19 protein-coding genes are annotated in these 20,535 nt (G+C 72.0%); 15 read left to right on the plus strand and 4 right to left on the minus strand.

Features of this window, described 5'->3' with window-relative positions:
* Positions 1-107 precede the first annotated feature (107 nt).
* Complete coding sequence (locus LV79_RS27475; protein ID WP_253841120.1) at positions 108-854, plus strand: prepilin peptidase; 747 nt, start codon at positions 108-110, stop codon at positions 852-854.
* A 596-nt stretch (positions 855-1,450) separates the two neighbouring features.
* Here the strand turns inward: LV79_RS27475 and helR are convergent.
* Both helR and LV79_RS27485 read right to left on the minus strand, forming a co-directional pair.
* A complete protein-coding gene (gene helR, locus LV79_RS27480; protein ID WP_253841121.1) occupies positions 1,451-3,631 on the minus strand; it encodes an RNA polymerase recycling motor ATPase HelR in 2,181 nt (726 codons plus the stop codon).
* 222 nt (positions 3,632-3,853) lie between these two features.
* Positions 3,854-4,462, minus strand: a complete 609-nt coding sequence (locus LV79_RS27485; RefSeq protein ID WP_253841122.1) for a hypothetical protein — start codon at positions 4,460-4,462, stop codon at positions 3,854-3,856.
* A 227-nt stretch (positions 4,463-4,689) separates the two neighbouring features.
* Between LV79_RS27485 and aroC the strand changes: the two genes are divergently transcribed.
* The 4 genes from aroC to aroQ are packed head-to-tail and all read left to right on the plus strand — an operon-like array spanning position 4,690 to position 7,976.
* The gene (gene aroC, locus LV79_RS27490) at positions 4,690-5,880 is read left to right on the plus strand and encodes a chorismate synthase (protein ID WP_253841123.1); all 1,191 of its coding nucleotides are present in this window, start codon (positions 4,690-4,692) and stop codon (positions 5,878-5,880) included.
* Positions 5,877-6,395: a shikimate kinase gene (locus LV79_RS27495; protein ID WP_253841124.1), complete on the plus strand. Its 519-nt coding sequence runs from the start codon at positions 5,877-5,879 to the stop codon at positions 6,393-6,395. Before aroC ends, LV79_RS27495 begins: the two co-directional genes overlap by 4 nt.
* Positions 6,396-6,429: 34 nt before the next feature.
* Complete coding sequence (aroB, locus tag LV79_RS27500) at positions 6,430-7,539, plus strand: 3-dehydroquinate synthase (protein WP_372495488.1); 1,110 nt, start codon at positions 6,430-6,432, stop codon at positions 7,537-7,539.
* Positions 7,536-7,976, plus strand: coding sequence for a type II 3-dehydroquinate dehydratase (gene aroQ / locus LV79_RS27505; RefSeq protein ID WP_253841126.1), 441 nt, complete (start codon positions 7,536-7,538; stop codon positions 7,974-7,976). Before aroB ends, aroQ begins: the two co-directional genes overlap by 4 nt.
* 10 nt (positions 7,977-7,986) lie before the next feature.
* Here aroQ and LV79_RS27510 read toward each other — a convergent pair whose 3' ends face one another.
* Positions 7,987-8,439 (minus strand): B-4DMT family transporter, encoded by a 453-nt coding sequence (locus tag LV79_RS27510; RefSeq protein WP_253841127.1) that lies wholly within the window; start codon positions 8,437-8,439, stop codon positions 7,987-7,989.
* Between the two features lie 38 nt (positions 8,440-8,477).
* Between LV79_RS27510 and LV79_RS27515 the strand changes: the two genes are divergently transcribed.
* Genes LV79_RS27515 through nusB form a run of 3 tightly spaced genes read left to right on the plus strand, consistent with a single transcriptional unit; the run spans position 8,478 to position 10,596 of the window.
* Complete coding sequence (locus LV79_RS27515) at positions 8,478-9,569, plus strand: M24 family metallopeptidase (RefSeq protein ID WP_253841128.1); 1,092 nt, start codon at positions 8,478-8,480, stop codon at positions 9,567-9,569.
* Between the two features lie 42 nt (positions 9,570-9,611).
* Positions 9,612-10,175 carry an elongation factor P gene (gene efp, locus LV79_RS27520; RefSeq protein ID WP_253841129.1) on the plus strand — a complete coding sequence of 188 codons (564 nt, stop codon included), beginning with the start codon at positions 9,612-9,614 and terminating at the stop codon, positions 10,173-10,175.
* Position 10,176: 1 nt separating this feature from the next.
* On the plus strand, positions 10,177-10,596 hold the full coding sequence (nusB, locus tag LV79_RS27525; RefSeq protein ID WP_253841131.1) for a transcription antitermination factor NusB: 420 nt from the start codon (positions 10,177-10,179) through the stop codon (positions 10,594-10,596).
* A gap of 486 nt (positions 10,597-11,082) precedes the next feature.
* On the opposite strand, the gene bldD is transcribed toward nusB, so the two are convergent.
* Complete coding sequence (gene bldD, locus LV79_RS27530) at positions 11,083-11,571, minus strand: transcriptional regulator BldD (protein ID WP_018686187.1); 489 nt, start codon at positions 11,569-11,571, stop codon at positions 11,083-11,085.
* A gap of 253 nt (positions 11,572-11,824) precedes the next feature.
* On the opposite strand from bldD, the gene pyrR reads away from it, so the two are divergent.
* The 7 genes from pyrR to pyrF are packed head-to-tail and all read left to right on the plus strand — an operon-like array spanning position 11,825 to position 20,505.
* Positions 11,825-12,415, plus strand: coding sequence for a bifunctional pyr operon transcriptional regulator/uracil phosphoribosyltransferase PyrR (pyrR, locus tag LV79_RS27535; protein ID WP_285470686.1), 591 nt, complete (start codon positions 11,825-11,827; stop codon positions 12,413-12,415).
* Positions 12,412-13,362 (plus strand): aspartate carbamoyltransferase catalytic subunit, encoded by a 951-nt coding sequence (locus LV79_RS27540; protein WP_253841133.1) that lies wholly within the window; start codon positions 12,412-12,414, stop codon positions 13,360-13,362. The genes pyrR and LV79_RS27540 overlap by 4 nt, the downstream gene beginning before the upstream one ends.
* A complete protein-coding gene (locus LV79_RS27545; RefSeq protein ID WP_253841134.1) occupies positions 13,359-14,651 on the plus strand; it encodes a dihydroorotase in 1,293 nt (430 codons plus the stop codon). Before LV79_RS27540 ends, LV79_RS27545 begins: the two co-directional genes overlap by 4 nt.
* Positions 14,648-15,241: a PH-like domain-containing protein gene (locus tag LV79_RS27550; RefSeq protein WP_253841136.1), complete on the plus strand. Its 594-nt coding sequence runs from the start codon at positions 14,648-14,650 to the stop codon at positions 15,239-15,241. The genes LV79_RS27545 and LV79_RS27550 overlap by 4 nt, the downstream gene beginning before the upstream one ends.
* Complete coding sequence (gene carA / locus LV79_RS27555) at positions 15,234-16,364, plus strand: glutamine-hydrolyzing carbamoyl-phosphate synthase small subunit (protein WP_253841138.1); 1,131 nt, start codon at positions 15,234-15,236, stop codon at positions 16,362-16,364. The genes LV79_RS27550 and carA overlap by 8 nt, the downstream gene beginning before the upstream one ends.
* Positions 16,364-19,672: a carbamoyl-phosphate synthase large subunit gene (gene carB, locus LV79_RS27560; RefSeq protein ID WP_253841140.1), complete on the plus strand. Its 3,309-nt coding sequence runs from the start codon at positions 16,364-16,366 to the stop codon at positions 19,670-19,672. The genes carA and carB overlap by 1 nt, the downstream gene beginning before the upstream one ends.
* Entirely contained in the window at positions 19,672-20,505 is an 834-nt protein-coding gene (pyrF, locus tag LV79_RS27565; protein ID WP_253841141.1) for an orotidine-5'-phosphate decarboxylase, read from the plus strand. The genes carB and pyrF overlap by 1 nt, the downstream gene beginning before the upstream one ends.
* Positions 20,506-20,535: the final 30 nt, after the last annotated feature.

Genomic DNA, 20,535 nt, shown 5'->3' on the forward strand with positions numbered 1-20,535 from the left:
TCGCTGGCATATCGGGGAAAGCCTGTCAACCGGTTGTCCCCACCGTATTGAGTGACTGCGGCCCGGACTTCTTTCTCGCTACCGTGGAACGAGAAAGGAGTTCACCCATGCCGATCCAGTCGTCATTCCCGTTTGTCGCCGCACCGTCGGGTTCCCCGCCAACACGCGTCCCCGCGCTGGCGGCCTTGCTCGCCATCACCGCGCTGTGCCTTCCGCTTCCCGCGCTGCTCCACGGAATCGCCCTGTCCACAGTGGCCTTCCCCGCTGGCTACGCCGCCGGTGCCGCAGTCCGCCTGCTCGTCCCCAGGTACCCGGCCCCCGCCCGGTGGTTCGAGCTACCCACCGCCGCCCTCTGGACCACCCTCGCCGCCACCTGGTTCGCGGACCTCATCCCCACGGCGTGGCTCCCCGCAATCGCTTTCCTCGCAACCCTCGCCGTCCCCCTGACCGTCCTGGACCTACTCCACCAACGCCTCCCCAACCGCCTAACCCTTCCCGCCTTCCCCCTCACCTTCGCCCTACTCATCCCACCCGCCCTATCCACCCCCGCCCCCCTACTCCAAGACGCCCTAACCGGCGCCGCAGCCCTATCCGCCTTCTTCCTCCTCACCAAAACAATCGCCCCCCACTCCCTAGGTGCGGGCGACGTAAAACTGGCCCCCACCCTAGGCCTCTACCTAGGCCCCGGCGGCCCCCTGCCGCTCCTCTTGGCCCCACTCCTAGCGTCCCTCCTAACCCTCTCCCTCCACCTCCTCCGCCACCCCACCTGGCGCACCCACATCCCTTACGCCCCAGCCCTCCTAGCCTCAACCTTCGCCCTCTCCCTCCCCACCACCCTCTTACCCACTCCTTGACTCTCGGTCGCCAAAGCTGTCGTTGCCGCCATGGGACCTCTGCCACCGCACTCGCGCTTCCCCTGGTTCCGCTTGCCTACTGCCCACCAGCCCTACGAGTACGTCCGCCGCCGAACCCAGTGATCCTGCGGCCACTGTGCTTGCCGGTCGGCCCCCATGCTCTTTCCGGCGTGGGCCCGACTCTGGTGTGCTAGCTGTGCCGCCACACCGATCCATTGGTCGGCGGCGGTCGTTGTTCGTGGGCGTGCGGGATGTACCCGGGCAGTGAAACTCGGGCAACTCGACGTCGCTGTCACTCGGCGAGCGAACTCCCGGCCCGTTCGACTTCCCACTCACCCACAGCCGCCCGATCAGTAACACCACTCGAACCATTCAGCCGCCACGCTGTTTCACAGCCCACACCAACGAAGCCGGGTGCAGACACGCCGCAGATAACGGAACCTGAGTGCCGTCGGGCCGCTCACCAAGGAAGGCGGGGTGTAAACACGCCGCAGTCCACCGACGCCGAATGCAGACACGCCGCGTGCCACTGGGAGTTGGGTTCTGCCGAACGGGTAGCTGGCCCCGGCGAAGAGTGCCGAGGCCAGCCAGGTTGATCACCGGACGGGTTGGGGGATTTCCGTCAGGCCTGCCAGGGCCTGGGGGAGTGGGCCCTGGTGCAGCACACCGAGGCGTTGGGTGGCGCGGGTGAGTGCTACGTACAGTTCGGCCGCGCCGCGGGGGCCGTCGGCCAGGATTTGGGTTGGTTCGACGACTAGGACCGCGTCGAACTCCAGGCCCTTGGTCTCGGAGGCGGGTACCACCCCGGGGATACCGGGGGGTCCGATCACGACGCTGGTGCCCTCTCGGCCTGCCTCGTCGCGGACGAACTCGGCGATGGCGTCGGCGACCTCGTCCGAGGTGACCTGGCGTGACCACGGTTGGACGCCGCAGGCGCGGACGGATTCCGGGGGGAGGACGTCCGGGGCGAACTCGGCGAGGACGGCGGCGGCGACGGCCATGATCTCGGCCGGGGTGCGGTAGTTGACCGTCAGCGACCGGTACTTCCAGCGGCCAGGGACGTACGGCTCCAGCATCGTCGCCCACGAGCGGGCGCCTGACTCGGTGCGGCGTTGTGCCAGGTCGCCGACGACGGTGAAGGAGCGGCCCGGGCAGCGGCGCATCAGCACCCGCCAGTCCATTTCGGACAGTTCCTGGGCCTCGTCGACCACCACGTGCCGGTAGGTCCAGTCGCGGTCGGCGGCGGCGCGCTCAGCCAGGTCGCGGGTGTCGCGCTCCTCGAAGCGCTCCGCGAGGTCCTCGGCGTAGAGGAGGTCCGTGGCGAACAGGTGGTCCTCGTCGTCCATCGAGTCCTGGCGGCCGTGCAGGCTGTCCAGGACGGCGGCGGCGTACTGGGCCTGGGCGGCGCGTTCCCGCTCGGCGGCCTCGTCCACCCGCGTGTCCCGGCCGACCAGGTCCACCAGCTCGTCGAGCAGCGGCACGTCCGACACCGTCCACGCCGAACCATCGGCGCGGGCCAGCACCGGGTCGCCGCCCGACGCGCGCAGCCGGTCCGGTGAGGAGTACAGCTCGGCCAGCACGTCCTCCGGGGTCAGCACCGGCCACAGGTCGTCGAGGGTGGCGGCGAACTTGTCGTCCTCCGCGAGTTCCTTGAGCAGCTCGGACCGCAGCTTCTCCCAGCCGTCCTTGTCCGCGCGGGTCAGCCAGCCCTTGCCGATCCGGCCGATCGCCCGCTCGGTGAGCACGTAGGTGATGATCTCGGTGAACACCGCTCGGGCCTCGTTGTGCGAGCGGTCGCTGGCCCTGGCCTCGTCGCGCGCCCACTCCGCCGTCGCGGCGTCGATGGTCAGCGTGACGCCGCCGAGTTCGATCGGCACCGGGGTCTCCGGCAGCCGCTGGCGCTCGGCGACCGTGGCGGCCAGCACGTCCAGGATCTTCAGCGACCCCTTGACCCGCGCGACCTCCGGCGCGTCCTCCGCGGTGACCCGCAGCCCCGGCACCAGGTCACCGGCGGTCATGAACACCACGTCGGACTCGCCGAGCGAGGGCAGCACCCGGCTGATGTGGCTGAGGAACGCCGGGTTCGGCCCGACCACCAGCACGCCGTGCCGCTCCATCCGCTCCCGCTGCGTGTAGAGCAGGTACGCCACGCGGTGCAGCGCCACCACCGTCTTCCCGGTGCCCGGCCCGCCCTCGATCACCAGCACGCCCGGGTGGTCGAGCCGGATGATCTCGTCCTGCTCGGCCTGGATGGTGGCGACGATGTCGCGCATCCCGGCCCCGCGCGGCGCGTTGACCGCCGCCAGCAGCGCCGCGTCCCCCCGCGCGTCGCTGTCCGGGCGCCCGAGTACCTCGTCGGTGAAGTCGACCACGACCCGCCCGCGCGAGTGGAACTGCCTGCGGCGCCGCATGTTCTCCGGTGTCGCCGCGGTCGCCACGTAGAACGCCCGCGACGCCGGTGCCCGCCAGTCCAGCAGCACCGGCTCGTAGTCGTTCTCCTCGTCGAAGAGCCCGATCCGGCCGATGTACGAGTGCTCACCCGAGAGCGTGTCCAGCCGCCCGAAGCACAGCCCGTTGTCGGCCACGTCGAGCCGCCGCATCTCCCTGGCCGCCGCCCGCACGTGGTCGTCGCGCTCCAGGTGCGTCCCACCGGTCCCGGCCAGCGCCGCGGTGTACCCCCGCCGCACCCGCGCCCGCTCGGCGTCCAGCCGCGCGTAGAGCCCGGCCACGTAGCCCTGTTCGGACCGCAATTCCTGTTCGTACCCCTGAGTTGACACAGGCCCCTCACAGTGCTTAAGCTGAGTGCAGATCCAGCGTGTTCTCCTTCTCAATCGGAGAACGCGCTAATTTTTTATTGTCCCCCAGGTGTCAAGCCAGGCCGCGGTTTCCCGTACCCGCCACCCAGTCTCCACGGCGCCGACGACCCGCGCCCCACCGGACGCCGCGCCACCGGGACCACTCGGCCTGGTAGGGCCGCAGGTCGCGAGAGTCGACGGCACTCAGTTGTTGCCCAGTTCCAGGTGGACGTCCCCGGTGCGCGCGGCCTGCTCGGAGAACTTGATCTTGCCCCGGTCCGACACCTCCACCTGCACGCTGCCGACACCGACCCGGATGCCCTTCGCGGTGAAGGCGAACTCGCATTCGCCGGTGCCGCGGTGGCCCTTGCCCAGGACGCTGGTGGCCAGCACCTTGGCCGCGTTGTCGTAGACCACGACCCGGGTCCCCGCGGCGATGTCGTCGTAGCCGCCATTGCCGACGCAGCCGCCGTCGCGGGCGTCGAAGTCGGTGTCGTACAGGGTGAAGGTGCCGCGCAGGTCGAACTGCTTGGGCGCGGGCGGTGTGTCGGCCACCGAGGTCGCCCAGGCGAGGCCGCCGCCGAGGGCCGCGCAGAGCAGGACGCTGACCGTCGCGATTACCCCGCGTCGCGACCAGCGCGGCCCGCCCGCCGTGGGATACGCCGCGGCGTTCACCAGAACGGGTGGCTGTTCCACCGACTGGGGGACGACCGGAGCGTCACCAGGCAGCCGCGCCACCTGGGTCGCGTCGAGGACGAAGCCCGGCCCGACCGCGGTGGGGTCGTGCGGTGCCGGGTGGTCGGGCATCGTCATGCCCGGGGCGTCGTGTCGACATTCCACCGTGTTACCGCGAATCCGGCAGGAATGGTTTCCCGCCCGTGCGGAAATCTCGACGGCCGCGCGATCGTTTCCGACAACCACCTGCCGGACACCGTGTTCCGATGAGCGAACGCCCAGGCCCGGCAGTGGTGGGACTCACGTGCCGGTTGGGCAATTGGCCGGACGCGGGGAAGTGGGGGAGCCATGACAGGATCTGCGTCGTGCTGCGTTGGATAACCGCTGGAGAGTCACACGGGCCCGCGCTGGTCGCCGTGCTGGAAGGCATGGTGGCGGGCGTCGAGGTCACCACGGCCGACCTCAACGGGCAGCTGGCCCGCCGCAGGTTGGGGTTCGGGCGGAGCCCCCGGATGGGCTTCGAGACCGACGACGTCGAGTTCCTCGGCGGGGTCCGGCACGGCCTGACCCAGGGCGGCCCGATCGCGGTGAAGATCGATAACGCCGAGTGGCCGAAGTGGGAGCAGGTCATGTCCGCCGACCCGGTGGACCCGGCCGAGCTGGCCGCCCTCGGCCGCAACGAGCCGCTGACCCGCCCCCGGCCCGGTCACGCCGACCTGCCCGGCATGCAGAAGTACGACTTCGACGAGGCCCGCCCGGTCCTGGAGCGCGCCAGCGCCCGCGAGACCGCCGGTCGCACCGCCCTGGGCACCGTGGCGCGCGCGTTCCTGCGCCAGCTGCTCGGTGTCGAGGTGGTCAGCCACGTCGTGTCCATCGGCAAGGCCGTCGCCCCCGACGGCCCCGCGCCCGGCCCCGGCGACCTCGACGCGGTCGACGAGAGCCCGGTGCGCGCGTTCAGCCAGGCCGGGACCGACGCGATGGTCGCCGAGGTGGAGGCCGTCAAGAAGGCGGGCGACACCGTCGGCGGCGTCATCGAGGTCATCGCCTACGGCCTGCCGCCGGGCCTGGGCTCGCACGTGCACTGGGACCGCAGGCTCGACTCGCGGCTGGCGGGCGCGCTGATGGGCGTGCAGGCCATGAAGGGCGTCGAGATCGGCGACGGCTTCACCACCGCCCAGCGCTGGGGCAGCGAGGCGCACGACGAGATCGACCGCGCCGAGGGCACCGTCGCCGGGGTCACCCGGCGCAGCAACCGCGCGGGCGGCCTGGAGGGCGGCATCACCAACGGCGAGCCGCTGCGCGCCAGGGTCGCCATGAAGCCGATCTCCACCGTGCCCCGCGCGCTGTCCACAGTGGACGTCGTGACCGGCGAGCCCGCCGTCGCCATCCACCAGCGCTCCGACGTCTGCGCGGTGCCCAGGGCGGGCGTCGTGCTGGAGTCCGTGGTGGCCCTGGTGCTGGCCGAGGCGGCGCTGGAGAAGTTCGGCGGCGACTCGCTCGGCGAGACCAAGCGCAATGTCGAGGGGTACCTCGAGGCGCTGCGCGGTCGCTGGTGAGCCCGGTCGCGGTCATCGTCGGTCCGCCGGGCGCGGGCAAGACGACGATCGGTGAGGGCCTGGCCGCCGCGCTCGGGGTCGCCTTCCGCGACACCGACGTCGACGTCGAGGCCGCCGCGGGCAAGTCGATCGCCGACATCTTCACCCAGGACGGCGAGCCCGTGTTCCGCGCCGCCGAGGCGAGTGCTGTGGCGACCGCGCTGGTCGAGCACGACGGCGTCCTCGCCCTCGGTGGTGGCGCGGTCCTGGCCGAGGGCACCCGCGCCCTGCTGGCCGGGCACACCGTGGTGTTCCTCAACGTCGGCATGGCCGAGGGCGTGCGCCGCACCGGGCTGTCCGCCGCGCGGCCGCTGCTGGCCGGGGTGAACCCGCGGGCGAAGTTCAAGGAGCTGCTCGACCAGCGCCTCCCGATCTACCGCGAGGTCGCCACCATCGAGGTGGCCACCGACGACGCGGAACCCGAGCAGATCATCGACGGCCTGGTGGCGAACCTGGCCGGCGCGGCACAAGACTGAGCACCAACGGAGGACTTCGGTGAGCGAGACCGGTGTGGGCGAGCAGCCGTGGCGGATCAGGGTGGCCACCAGCGCGCCCTACGACGTGGTCGTCGGCACCGGCCTGCTCGGTGACCTGGTGGAGTCGGTGCGCGGCGCGTCGAAGGTCGCGATCATCCACACCGCCACCCTCGCCGCGACGGCCACCGCGACCCGCGACGAGCTGACCTCGGCCGGGATCGACGCGCACACCGTCGAGATCCCCGACGCCGAGGACGGCAAGGCGCTCTCGGTCGCCGCGTTCTGCTGGGAGGTCCTCGGCCGGATGGGCATGGACCGCCAGGGCGCGGTCGTGGCCATCGGCGGCGGCGCGGTCACCGACCTCGCGGGCTTCGTCGCCGCGACCTGGATGCGCGGCATCCGCCTGGTCAACGTGCCCACCACCCTGCTCGGCATGGTCGACGCCGCGGTCGGCGGCAAGACCGGCATCAACACCGACGCGGGCAAGAACCTGGTCGGCGCCATCCACGAGCCCTCCGCCGTGCTGGTCGACCTGGCCACCCTCACCACCCTGCCGCGCAACGAACTGGTGGCGGGCATGGCCGAGGTCATCAAGGGCGGCTTCATCGCCGACCCGGTGATCCTCGACCTGATCGAGGCCGACCCGGCCGCCGCGCTCGACCCGACCGGCCCCGTGCTGCCCGAGCTGGTCCGCCGCAAGATCCAGGTCAAGGCCGACATCGTCGCGTCCGACCTGCGCGAGGCGAGCCTGCGCGAGGTGCTCAACTACGGCCACACCCTCGCCCACGCCATCGAGCGCCGCGAGCGGTACCGGTGGCGCCACGGCGCGGCGGTCAGCGTCGGCCTGGTCTTCGTCGCCGAGCTCGCCCGGCTGGCGGGCAGGCTCGACGACGCCACCGCCGACCGGCACCGCGCGATCCTGGCCTCGGTCGGCCTGCCGGTCAGCTACGAGGCCGACGCGTTGCCGCAGCTCATCGAGGGCATGCTCAGCGACAAGAAGACCAAGTCCGGCATCCTGCGCTTCGTGGTGCTCGACGGCCTGGCCAAGCCCGCGCGGCTGGAGGGACCGGACCCGGCCCTGCTCGCCGCCGCCTACTCCGCGGTCGCCACCGACGGCGGCAAGCGCACGGGGGTGCTGCTGTGAAGGTCCTGGTCCTCAACGGCCCCAACCTGGGCAGGCTCGGCCTGCGCGAGCCCGAGGTCTACGGCAGCACCACGCACGCCCAGCTCGCCGACCGCTGCCGGGTCACCGGCACCGAGCTCGGCCTGGACGTGGAGGTCCGCCAGACCGACCACGAGGGCGAGATGATCGGCTGGCTGCACGAGGCCGCCGACGCCGGGCACCCGGTGGTCCTCAACGGCGCCGCGTGGACCCACTACTCCATCGCCATCCGCGACGCGGTCGCCCAGCTCACCGCGCCGCTGGTCGAGGTGCACATCTCCAACGTGCACAAGCGCGAGGACTTCCGGGCGCACAGCTACATCTCCGCGCTGGCTTCCGGCGTCATCGTCGGTCTCGGCATCGACGGCTACCTCCTCGCGCTGCGCTGGATCGCCGACAACGCCACCCGCTCGGCCTGACCCAAGGGCTCTAGTCCGCCTTGGTGCGCGGGCGGGGTGACGGCCGGGGCCGCTCGGTGGGCTCCTGCCCCTTGTGCTGGTCCAGCCGCGGTCCGACGACCAAGCCGACGCCCGCCGGGACCAGCACCAGCAGCGCCGTGAACGCGGCACCGCCGGTGAGCGCCTGACCGAGCGCGCTGACCCCGGTCTGGTCGACGAACGCGCCGCGCCCGATCACGGAGAGCACGGCCGCGCCCCAGCCCGCCACCAAGGACGCCAGTACCCACACCCGACCCCGGTCCGGCAGGCCCCGCCAAGCGTCGACCGCGGCCCACACCGCGGCGGCCGCGACCAGCGCGCCGAGCGCCAGCGCCTCCACCGTCGTCCACCCCGTGGGGTCCGCCGCCTTGAGCGCCGCGATGGTCACGGCGACCGCCGCGTGCACGACGGCAAGGACCCCGCCTCGGGTCAGCCAGGTTCGCATTACCCAAGGGTAGGCGGGGGCGCTCTAAGCTCAAGGTCATGTCCGACCCGCACGAGCGGCGTCGCGCCGCGTTGCGCAGCACCTTGCGCGACCGAGGCCTAGACGCCCTACTCATCGGTGACCTGCGCAACCTGCGCTACCTCACCGGGTTCACCGGCTCCAACGGAGCCCTCCTCGTCCACGCCGACGGCGACGACCGCACGGTCTTCTGCACCGACGGCCGCTACCAGGAGCAGTCCGCCGACCAGGTCCCCGGCCTGGAGCGGGTCATCGACCGCGCCAGCGCCCGCGCGCTGGCCGCCAGGGCGGCCGCCGACCGGCTGGCCGCGATCGGCTTCGAGAGCCAGCACGTCACCGTCGACGGGCTGACCGCGCTGACCAAGGCCGCCGAGGGGGTCGAGCTCGTCCGCGCGCCCCAACTCGTCGAGGCGCTGCGGCTGGTCAAGGACGACACCGAGGTGGAGGCACTGCGCCAGGCCTGCGCCATCGCCGACACCGCGCTGGCCGACCTGATCGCCGAGGGCGGCATCCGACCCGGCCGCACCGAGCGCGACGTCGCCAGGGAGCTCGACGACCGGATGCGCGACCACGGCGCCGCCGCCCCCGCCTTCGACACCATCGTCGCCACCGGCGCGAACTCGGCCATCCCGCACCACCGGCCCACCGACGCCGTCCTGCGCACGGGCGACTTCGTCAAGCTCGACTTCGGCGCCCTGCTGCACGGCTACCACTCCGACATGACCCGCACCCTGGTCCTCGGCGAGCCGTCGGACTGGCAGCACGAGATCTACGACCTGGTCGCCGCCGCCCAGGCCGCGGGCACCGCCGCGCTGGCCCCCGGGGTCGCGGTGTCGGCCGTCGACGCCGCCGCGCGGCAGGTCATCGAGGCCGCAGGCCGGGGTGATCAGTTCCTGCACGGCCTCGGGCACGGCGTCGGCCTGCAGATCCACGAGGCACCGAGCCTGGCCAAAACCGGCGAAGGTACACTTTCGGCCGGAATGGCGGTCACCGTGGAGCCGGGCGTGTACCTGTCCGGGCTCGGCGGGGTCCGCATCGAGGACACGCTCGTCGTGCGGGACGCCCATCCCGAACTCCTCACGCAGACCACCAAGCAACTCATGGTCGTCTAGACCTCTCGGACGGCCACGCGCGGACAACAGGAGATCCATCCAGTGGCGTCGACCAACGACCTGAAGAACGGCCTGGTGCTCAACATCGAGGGCCAGTTGTGGACCGTGGTGGAGTTCCAGCACGTCAAGCCCGGCAAGGGGCCTGCGTTCGTGCGGACCAAGCTCAAGCACGTGCTCACCGGCAAGGTCGTCGACAAGACGTTCAACGCGGGTGTCAAGGTCGAGACCGCGACCGTGGACCGCCGCGAGATGACCTACCTCTACAACGACGGCGCCGAGTACTACTTCATGGACGGCGACACCTTCGAGCAGATCCCGGTCTCCGCGGAGACCGTCGCCGAGCAGGCCAGGTTCCTGCTGGAGAACGGCACCGCCGTGGTCTCCTCGCACGAGGGCGTGCCGCTGTTCATCGAGCTGCCGACCTCGGTCGAGCTGGTCATCGAGCACACCGACCCCGGCCTGCAGGGCGACCGCTCCACCGGCGGCACCAAGCCCGCGCGGCTGGAGACCGGCGCCGAGATCCAGGTGCCGCTGTTCGTCACCACCGGCGAGAAGGTCAAGGTCGACACCCGCGACGGTCGCTACCTCGGCCGAGTCAACAGCTGACGTGGGCGCCCGCAGCAAAGCACGCAAGCGGGCGGTGGACCTGCTCTTCGAGGCCGCCGTGCGCGGCGAGGACCCGGTCAGCCTGCTGGCCGACCGGGTCGGCTCGCCGGACGTCCCCCCGGTCAACGACTACACGGTGACGCTCGTCGAGGGCGTCACCACCCACCGCGCCCGCATCGACGAGCTGCTCACCGAGCACTCCGAGGGCTGGTCGCTCACCCGCATGCCCGCCGTCGACCTGGCCGTCCTGCGGCTGGGCCTCTACGAGCTGCTCTGGGCGACCGACGTCCCTGACGCGGTCGCCATCGACGAGGCCGTCCAGCTCGCCAAGACGCTGTCCACCGACGACTCCCCGCGCTTCGTCAACGGGGTCCTCGGCCGCATCGGCGGCATCGCCGAACGCCTCCGCGCCACCCTGTAGGACCCTGCGGCGCGGCCCGGTTCGGCCCCCTGGCCGCACCCCCGCGCCGACCCAGGCCGATCCCACCGCTGGTCAACACCGGCGCACCACCCCTGGCTCGACCGGCGGGCCGCTCCCGGCCCAGGCCGCTTACCACCGGCGGCCACCCAGGACTCGGCCAGCTCGACCCCTGGCAAGCCCCCAGGTCCCAGCCCGCTCACCCCCAGCGCGGCCTCCCGGAACCAGCCGAGGGCGCCCCACTCAAGATCACCGCCCGGCCGCGACCGCCCGGACCCCAGCCCCCACCCTGTCCCGGGGGGCGTCCCCTGGCCCAGTCTACCGGCTCCCGGGGCGCGCGGAAGGGGGCCGCGAGACCTGTGGACAACTCCGGCCGTTGTGGACAACCGCCACCTGGGTGAGGCCCGGTCCGCACCGACCCCGGGCATGAAAAACACCCGACCGGGCAGCATCCCCGTCTGCGCGGTCGGGTGTCGGGCGGTGGCGAATCTAGTCCTCCTTGGACGGGCGCGCCTCGGGGGGCAGCACGCCCCAGTCGATGAGCTGCTCGGTGAGCTCGCCCGGGGTCATGTCGTAGATGATCGCCAGGGAGCGCAGGTCCTCGGTGCGGATGGACAGCACCTTGCCGTTGTAGTCACCGCGCTGGCTCTGGATGGTGGCGGCGTAGCGGGCCAGCGGGCCGACCTTCTCCGCGGGCAACTGCTGCAGCCGCTCCAGGTTGATCACGATCTTGGTGGCGGGCTCGGCGCCGGAGGGGACGCGGCCCTCGGGGAGGAGTTCCACCACCGGCACGCCGTAGAAGTCCGCCAGCTCGGCGAGCTTCTGGACGGTGACGGCGCGGTCACCCCGTTCGTATGAGCCGACCACGACGGCCTTCCAGCGGCCACCGGACTTCTGCTCGACGCCGTGCAGCGACAGCCCCTGCTGCTGACGGATGGCGCGGAGCTTGGCCCCTAGCGCCTTGGCGTAGTCGCCCATGCGGCGGTTCTCCATTCATTCGCCCCGTCGGCGCTAAGGACTGCCGCGGGTAGCTTCAAATCAACACGCAGAGTAATGGTTACCCAGAGTTGTCACCAGGTCAAGCTGGTTCGTCAAGGACATCGCCGCGAGTGGCCCCCGACCACCCGGTCAGTGGCGCGCCTCACCCTGGTACGGTCGACGCGATCCCAGGTCAGAGGGGTCGCTAGACACCTTTAACGACCCGTCCCGTGAGGCGGGGAAGGAGTCCTCCGTGCCGCCACGGCCCCGTGGCGCGCCGGAACCGGCCGAGCGGCGCGAGCTGCTCTCCGCCGGTGACGTCGCGCGCACCATCGCCCGAATGGCCCATCAGGTCATCGAGAAGACCTCGCTCGGCGCGTCCGGCGCCAGCCCGGTCGTGTTGCTGGGCATCCCCACCAGGGGGGCGCCGCTGGCCGCCCGGCTGGCCCAGCGGGTCGCCGACTTCAGCGACATCCAGGTCCCGGTCGGCACCCTCGACGTGACCCTCTACCGCGACGACCTGCGCCGCAAGCCGACCCGCCCGCTCGGGCAGACCGCGCTGCCGCCGGGTGGCATCGAGGACGCCCTGGTCATCCTGGTCGACGACGTGCTGTTCTCCGGCCGCACCATCCGCGCCGCGCTCGACGCGCTGCGCGACGTCGGCCGCCCGCGCGCGGTCCAGCTGGCCGTCCTGGTCGACCGGGGCCACCGCGAGCTGCCCATCCGCGCCGACTACGTGGGCAAGAACGTGCCCACCGCGCGCACCGAGGAGGTCCACGTCCTGTTCACCGAGACCGATGGCCGCGACGCCGTCCTGCTCAACCGGGCGGGGGAGCGGTCGTGAGGCACCTGCTGGGCACCGACGGGCTCAGCCCCGAGACCGCGCTGGCCATCCTGGACACCGCCGACGGTCTCAAGCGCACGCTGCTGGGCCGCGAGGTCAAGAAGCTGCCCACGCTGCGCGGCCGGACGGTCATCACCTGCTTCTACGAGGACTCCACCCGCACCAGGGTGTCCTTCGAGATCGCCGGGAAGTGGATGAGCGCGGACGTGGTGAACGTCTCCGCCGGTAGTTCTTCGGTGAAGAAGGGCGAGTCCCTGCGCGACACCGCGCTCACCCTGGCCGCCGCGGGCGCCGACTGCGTCGTGGTCCGCCACCCCGCTTCCGGTGCCGCGCACCGGTTGGCGTCCTGGCTGTCGCACACCAACACCAGCGTGGTCAACGCGGGCGACGGCACCCACGAGCACCCGACGCAGGCGCTGCTGGACATGGCGACCCTGCGCGAGCGGCTCGGTGGTGTCGAGGGCCGTCGGATCGCGATCGTCGGCGACGTCCTGCACAGCCGGGTCGCCCGGTCCAATGTGCACCTGCTCACCTCGTTCGGCGCCGATGTCGTGCTGGTCGCCCCACCGACCCTGTTGCCGACCCGGGTCGGCGACTGGCCGGTGGGCGCCGCGGGCTCGCTGCGCGTCTCGCACCACCTGGACGCCGAGCTGCCCACGGCAGACGCGGTGATGATGCTGCGCGTGCAGGCCGAGCGCATGCACGGCGGGTTCTTCCCGTCGGCGCGCGAGTACTCCATCGCCTACGGCCTCAGCGAGGCCCGCGCGGCGATGCTGCCCGACCACGCGGTGGTGCTGCACCCCGGTCCGATGCTGCGCGGGATGGAGATCGCGCCCGCGGTGGCCGACTCGCCGCGCGCCGCGATCACCGAGCAGGTCGCCAACGGCGTGCACGTGCGCATGGCGGTCCTGTACCACCTGCTGGCCGGAGAGGAGGACGCCGCGTGAGCACGGTCGTCATCAGGGGCGCGCGCCCCTACGGCGAGGACGCCGTCGACATCGAGGTCACCGACGGCGTGATCACCGCCATCGGCAAGGGTCTCGCGATCAAGGACTCCACCGAGACCGTCGACGCCGAGGGCTTGGTCGCCCTGCCCGGGTTCGTCGACCTGCACACCCACCTGCGCGAGCCGGGCCGGGAGGACACCGAGACCATCGAGACCGGCTCCCGCGCCGCGGCGCTGGGCGGGTACACGGCGGTCTTCGCCATGGCCAACACCGACCCGGTCGCCGACAACGCGGTGGTCGTCGAACACGTGTGGCGCCGGGGCCAGGAGATCGGCCTGGTCGACGTGCACCCCGTCGGCGCGGTCACCGTCGGCCTCAAGGGCGAGCGGCTGGCCGAGCTGGGCACCATGGCCCGCTCGGTGGCCAAGGTCCGGCTGTTCTCCGACGACGGCCTGTGCGTGGCCGACCCGCTGATCATGCGCCGGGCGCTGGAGTACACCAAGGCGCTGGACGCCGTCATCGCCCAGCACGCCGAGGAGCCGAGGCTGACCGTCGGCGCCCAGGCGCACGAGGGCGAGTTGGCCGCGCGGCTCGGCCTGGCCGGGTGGCCGTCGGTCGCCGAGGAGGCCATCGTGGCCCGCGACTGCCTGCTCGCCAGGCACGTCGGCGCCCGCTTGCACGTCTGCCACGTCTCCACCGAGGGCACCGCCGAGGTGCTGCGCTGGGCGAAGGCGCGCGGCACCCGGGTCTCCGCCGAGGTCACCCCGCACCACCTGCTGCTCGACGACGAGCGGCTGAACACCTACGACCCGGTCAACAAGGTCAACCCGCCGCTGCGCACCGCCCCCGACGCGAAGGCGCTGCGCGCGGCGCTGGCCGACGGCACGGTCGACTGCGTCGCCACCGACCACGCGCCGCACGCGTCCCAGGACAAGGACTGCGAGTGGTCCGCCGCGCGGCCCGGCATGCTCGGGTTGCAGACAGCGCTGTCGATCGTGGTCGCGACCATGGTCGAGCCGGGCCTGTTGGACTGGCGCGGCGTGGCACGGGTGATGAGCGAGCGCCCCGCCGAGATCGCGGGCCTTCCCGACCAGGGCCGTCCGATCGCGGTGGGGGAACCGGCCACGATCACCCTGGTCGACCCGGCCGCGCGCTGGACGGTGCGCGGCGCCGAGTTGGCCAGCATCGCCGCGAACACGCCCTATGAGGGCATGGAGCTACCGGGTGCGGTCGTCGCGACCTACCTGCGTGGCCGTTTGACCGCACGGGACGGGAAGGCGACAGCGTGAACCGGCTGACTCTGACCCTGCTGTTCCTCGCGGTCCTTGCCCTCTTGGTCCTACTGATGTGGTGGGGCTACCGCAACAAGGCCCGCCGTCAGGCGAAGGTCCTCCCGCCGTTCCCCGACGTGCCCGCTGCCCTCTTGGCGGCGGTGCGCGACGGCTCCGCGGTGACCCTCTTGCCGCCCAGCACCGGCGTCTACGCCAGCACGGTCACGGCCAAGAGCTGGCAGGACCGAGTGGCGATCGGCGACCTCGGGTTCCGCGCCGAGGCCACCGCCTACCTGGTCGCGGACGGCCTGCTGCTCGACCGGGTCGGCGCGGGCGCCGTGTGGATCCCCGCGGGCGCGGTCCGCGAGGCCCGTACCGAGGCCGGGATCGCCGGGAAGGTCATGGGCGGCGACGGGCTGCTCGTGGTCCGCTGGGCGGTCGACGAGCACGAGTTCGACACCGGCTTCCGCGCCGACGACAAGGACGACTACGACCGGTGGGTGCCCGCTCTGCGCGCGTTGCGCCCGGCCCCCACCGACCCGGCAGCCCCCACTGACACACCGGTGCTGGCACCGGCACCGACACCGGAGGTACGACACGGTGAGTGAGACGAGCACACGGACCGCCGCGGCGCTGGTCCTCGAGGACGGCCGGGTGTTCCGCGGCGAGGCGTTCGGCGCCGCCGGGACCACCTTCGGCGAGATCGTCTTCTGCACGGCCATGACCGGCTACCAGGAGACGCTGACCGACCCCTCCTACCACCGCCAGATCGTGGTGGCGACCGCCCCGCAGATCGGCAACACCGGCTGGAACGACGAGGACGACGAGTCCGACCGGATCTGGGTCAGCGGCTACGTCGTGCGCGACCCGGCCCGCGTTCCCTCCAACTGGCGCGCCACCCGCTCGCTCGACGACGCGCTCGTCGAGCAGGGCGTGGTCGGCATCAGCGGTATCGACACCCGGTCGCTGACCCGGCACCTGCGCGAGCGCGGCGCCATGCGCGCGGGCGTGTTCTCCGGCGCGGAGGTCACCGACGCCGAGACGATGCTGTCGCGGGTCAAGGAAAGCCCCCAGATGCTGGGCGCCGAGCTGGCCAGCCAGGTCAGCACCGCCCAGTCGTACGTGGTGCCCGCCGTCGGCGAGCGCCGGTTCCGGGTGGCCGCGCTGGACCTGGGCATCAAGTCCAACACCCCGCGCATGCTCGCCGCGCGTGGCATCGAGACCCACGTCTTGCCCGCGACCAGCTCGCTCGACGACCTGCTCGCGGTAGGCGCTGACGGCGTGTTCCTGTCCAATGGCCCAGGTGACCCTGCCACAGCTGACCACGCGGTAGCGCTGACGCAGGGCGTCTTGGAGCGTCGGATCCCGTTGTTCGGCATCTGCTTCGGCAACCAGATCCTCGGGCGCGCGCTCGGCCTGGGCACCTACAAGCTGCGCTACGGCCACCGGGGCATCAACATCCCGGTGATCGACGTGGCCACCCGCGCCGTCGCCATAACCGCGCAGAACCACGGGTTCGCGCTCGAGGGCGAGCCGGGCAAGGACTTCGACACCCCGTACGGCAAGGCCACCGTGAGCCACTACTGCCCCAACGACGGTTGCGTCGAGGGCGTGAAGGCGCTCGAGGTCCCCGCCTTCTCCGTGCAGTACCACCCCGAGGCCGCGGCCGGTCCCCACGACGCGGCCAGCCTCTTCGACCAGTTCGTGACCCTGATGGAGGGCGGCAAGTAATGCCCAAGCGCGACGACATCAAGCACGTGCTGGTGATCGGCTCCGGCCCGATCGTCATCGGCCAGGCCTGCGAGTTCGACTACTCCGGCACCCAGGCCTGCCGGGTGCTGCGCGAGGAGGGCCTGCGGGTCAGCCTGGTCAACTCCAACCCGGCCACGATCATGACCGACCCGGAGTTCGCCGACGCCACCTACATCGAGCCGATCACCCCCGACTTCGTCGAGAAGGTCATCGCCGCCGAGCGCCCGGACGCGATCCTGGCGACCCTCGGTGGCCAGACCGCCCTCAACACCGCCGTCGCGCTGCACGAGCGCGGCGTGCTGGAGAAGTACAACGTCGAGCTGATCGGCGCCGACATCGACGCCATCCAGCGCGGCGAGGACCGGCAGAAGTTCAAGGACATCGTCGCCCAGATCGGGGGCGAGACCCCGCGCAGCCGGGTCTGCCACTCGATGGACGAGGTCCGCGCCACCGTCGACGAGCTCGGCCTGCCGGTCGTCATCCGGCCCTCGTTCACCATGGGCGGCCTCGGCTCCGGCATGGCGCACACGCCCGCGGAGCTCGAGCGGCTCGCCTCCACCGGCCTCACCGAGAGCCCGGTCACCGAGGTGCTCATCGAGGAGAGCGTGCTCGGCTGGAAGGAGTACGAGCTCGAGCTGATGCGCGACAAGCGCGACAACGTCGTCGTCATCTGCTCGATCGAGAACATCGACCCGATGGGCGTGCACACCGGCGACTCGGTGACCGTCGCGCCCGCGATGACGCTGACTGACCGCGAGTTCCAGAACATGCGCAACGTCGGGATCGACGTGCTGCGCGCGGTCGGCGTCGACACCGGTGGCTGCAACATCCAGTTCGCGATCAACCCGGCCGACGGCCGCATGGTCGTCATCGAGATGAACCCCCGGGTGTCGCGCTCCAGCGCGCTGGCGTCCAAGGCCACCGGCTTCCCGATCGCCAAGATCGCCGCCAAGCTGGCCATCGGCTACACCCTCGACGAGATCCGCAACGACATCACCGGCGAGACCCCGGCCAGCTTCGAGCCGACCCTGGACTACGTCGTGGTGAAGGTGCCGAGGTTCGCCTTCGAGAAGTTCCCCGGCGCCGACCCGACGCTGACCACCACCATGAAGTCCGTCGGCGAGGCCATGTCCATCGGCCGCAACTTCGTCGAGGCGCTGGGCAAGGCGCTGCGGTCCATGGAGACCAAGGCGGTCGGCTTCTGGACCACGCCCGACCCCGAGGGCGAGTCCCTGGAGTCGGTGCTCGACGCGCTGCGCGTCGCCCACGACGGCAGGCTCTACACGCTGGAGCGCGCGCTGCGCCTCGGCGCCACCGTCGAGCAGGTGCACGAGGCCTCCGGCATCGACCCGTGGTTCGTCGACCAGGTGCTGTCGCTGGTCGGGCTGCGCACCGAGCTGGAGACCGCGCCGGTGCTCGACGAGCCGCTGCTGCGCCGCGCCAAGCGCTCCGGCCTGTCCGACCGGCAGGTCGCCGCGCTGCGCCCGGAGCTGGCGGGCGAGGACGGCGTGCGCAGCCTGCGCCACCGCCTCGGTGTCCGGCCGGTGTTCAAGACGGTCGACACCTGCGCCGCGGAGTTCGCCGCGCTCACCCCGTACCACTACTCGGCCTACGAGCTCGACCCCGACGCCGAGACCGAGGTGCTGCCGCAGACCGAGAAGCCGAAGGTGCTCATCCTCGGCTCCGGTCCCAACCGCATCGGCCAGGGCATCGAGTTCGACTACTCGTGCGTGCACGCGGCGATGTCGCTGCGCGCGGCCGGGTACGAGACCGTGATGGTCAACTGCAACCCCGAGACCGTCTCCACCGACTACGACACCTCCGACCGGCTCTACTTCGAGCCGCTCACCTTCGAGGACGTGCTGGAGGTCGTGCACTCCGAGCAGGCCTCGGGCACCGTCGCGGGCGTGATCGTGCAGCTGGGCGGGCAGACGCCGCTCGGCCTGGCGCAGCGGCTGGCGGACGTGGGCGTGCCGATCGTGGGCACCCCGCCCAGCGCCATCCACCTCGCCGAGGACCGGGGCGCCTTCGGCGAGGTCCTGACCACCGCAGGCCTGCCCGCGCCGAAGTTCGGCACCGCCACCTCCTTCGCCGGTGCCAAGCGCATCGCCGACGAGATCGGCTACCCGGTGCTGGTCCGCCCGTCCTACGTGCTCGGCGGGCGCGGCATGGAGATCGTCTACGACGAGACGACCCTCGCAGGCTACATCCAGCGCGCCACCGAGGTCAGCCCGGAGCACCCGGTGCTGGTCGACCGGTTCCTCGACGACGCCATCGAGATCGACGTCGACGCGCTCTGCGACGGCACCGAGGTGTACCTGGGCGGGGTCATGGAGCACATCGAGGAGGCCGGGATCCACTCCGGTGACTCCTCGTGCGTGCTGCCGCCGATCACCCTGGGCCGCACCGACATGGACGCCGTGCGCCGCTCCACCGAGGCCATCGCGCTCGGCGTCGGCGTGCGCGGCCTGCTCAACGTGCAGTACGCGCTCAAGGACGACGTGCTCTACGTGCTGGAGGCCAACCCGCGCGCCAGCCGCACCGTGCCGTTCGTGTCCAAGGCGACCGCGGCGCCGCTGGCCAAGGCGGCCGCGCGGATCATGCTCGGCGCCACCATCGCCGACCTGCGCGCCGAGGGCATGCTCCCGGCCACCGGCGACGGCGCGGTGCTGCCCGCCGCCGCGGCGGTCGCGGTCAAGGAGGCGGTGCTGCCCTTCCACCGGTTCCGCACCCCCGAGGGCCAGGGCGTCGACTCGCTGCTGGGCCCGGAGATGAAGTCCACCGGCGAGGTCATGGGCATCGACGCCTCGTTCGGCAAGGCGTTCGCCAAGTCGCAGACCGCCTCCTACGGCTCGCTGCCCACCTCGGGCCGGGTGTTCGTGTCGGTGGCCAACCGCGACAAGCGGGCCATGGTGTTCCCGGTCAAGCGCCTCGCCGACCTCGGCTTCGAGGTGCTGGCCACCTCGGGCACCGCGGAGGTGCTGCGCCGCAACGGGATCCCGTGCACCGTGGTGCGCAAGCACTTCGAGGGCGAGGACAACATCGTCGACCTCATCCGCGACGGCGGGGTCGAGATGGTCATCAACACCCCGTACGGCAACCACGGCCCGAGGGTGGACGGCTACGAGATCCGCACCGCGGCCGTCTCCCGCGACATCCCCTGCATCACCACGATCCAGGGCGCCGCGGCGGCCGTGCACGGCATCGAGGCGCTGATCCGCGACGACATCGGGGTGCGGCCGCTGCAGGCGCTGCAGGCCGCACTGCTCGCCGACTGGGGCAAGTGATGGGCAGGGCGCCGTTCGGGGCCAGGCTCGTCGACGCCGTCGCCGCGCGCGGGTCGCTGTGCGTGGGCATCGACCCGCACCCCGGGCTGCTCGACCAGTGGGGCCTGCCCCGCGACGCGAGCGGCCTGGAGCGGTTCGCGCTGACCTGCGTCGAGGCGTTCGCGGGCGACATCTCGGTGCTCAAGCCGCAGTCGGCGTTCTTCGAGGCGTACGGCTCGCGGGGCGTCGCGGTGCTGGAGCGGGTCATCGCCGAGACCCAGGCGGCGGGCGCGCTGGTCCTGCTCGACGTCAAGCGGGGTGACATCGGCTCGACGATGGCCGCTTACGCCCAGGCGTACCTGTCGGACTCCTCGCCGTTGGCCGCCGACGCGGTCACCGTCTCGCCCTACCTCGGGTTCGGTTCGCTGGACCCGGCCATCGAGGAGGCCGCGCGCACCGGTCGCGGCCTCTTCGTGCTCGCCCGCACCTCCAACCCGGAGGGCGGGACCGTGCAGCGCGCCACGGTCGACGGTGTGACCGTGGCGCAGTCGATCGTCGACCAGGCCGCCGCGCGCAACGCGGGCGCGGCCCCGCTGGGCTCTGTGGGGCTCGTGGTGGGTGCGACCGTGGGTCGTACGGATCTGGACTTCTCGGCGCTCAACGGGCCGCTGCTCGCCCCCGGGCTCGGTGCCCAGGGCGCGGGCCCGGCCGACCTCGCCGCCGTGTTCGGCGCGGCCCTGCCCGCGGTGCTGCCCGCCAGTTCCCGCGACGTCCTGCGGCACGGCCCCGATGTCGCCGCGCTGCGCTCCGCCGCGCTGCGCGTTCGCGACGAACTGGCGGCCGCCGCGCGCTGAGCTGAACCCAGCACGAGGACCCCCTCGGTG

The organism is Actinokineospora globicatena, from assembly GCF_024171945.1.
Taxonomy (GTDB): Bacteria; Actinomycetota; Actinomycetes; order Mycobacteriales; family Pseudonocardiaceae; genus Actinokineospora; species Actinokineospora globicatena.

Bases quoted from the DNA above. Each gene is read 5' to 3' on its own strand.
- LV79_RS27475 (WP_253841120.1), top strand. From the start codon at position 108: ATGCCGATCCAGTCGTCATTCCCGTTTGTCGCCGCACCGTCGGGTTCC.
- carB (WP_253841140.1), top strand. From the start codon at position 16,364: ATGCCCAAGCGCGACGACATCAAGCACGTGCTGGTGATCGGCTCCGGC.
- pyrF (WP_253841141.1), top strand. From the start codon at position 19,672: ATGGGCAGGGCGCCGTTCGGGGCCAGGCTCGTCGACGCCGTCGCCGCG.
- bldD (WP_018686187.1), bottom strand. From the start codon at position 11,571: ATGGGCGACTACGCCAAGGCGCTAGGGGCCAAGCTCCGCGCCATCCGT.
- LV79_RS27515 (WP_253841128.1), top strand. From the start codon at position 8,478: ATGTCCGACCCGCACGAGCGGCGTCGCGCCGCGTTGCGCAGCACCTTG.
- LV79_RS27510 (WP_253841127.1), bottom strand. From the start codon at position 8,439: ATGCGAACCTGGCTGACCCGAGGCGGGGTCCTTGCCGTCGTGCACGCG.
- LV79_RS27485 (WP_253841122.1), bottom strand. From the start codon at position 4,462: ATGACGATGCCCGACCACCCGGCACCGCACGACCCCACCGCGGTCGGG.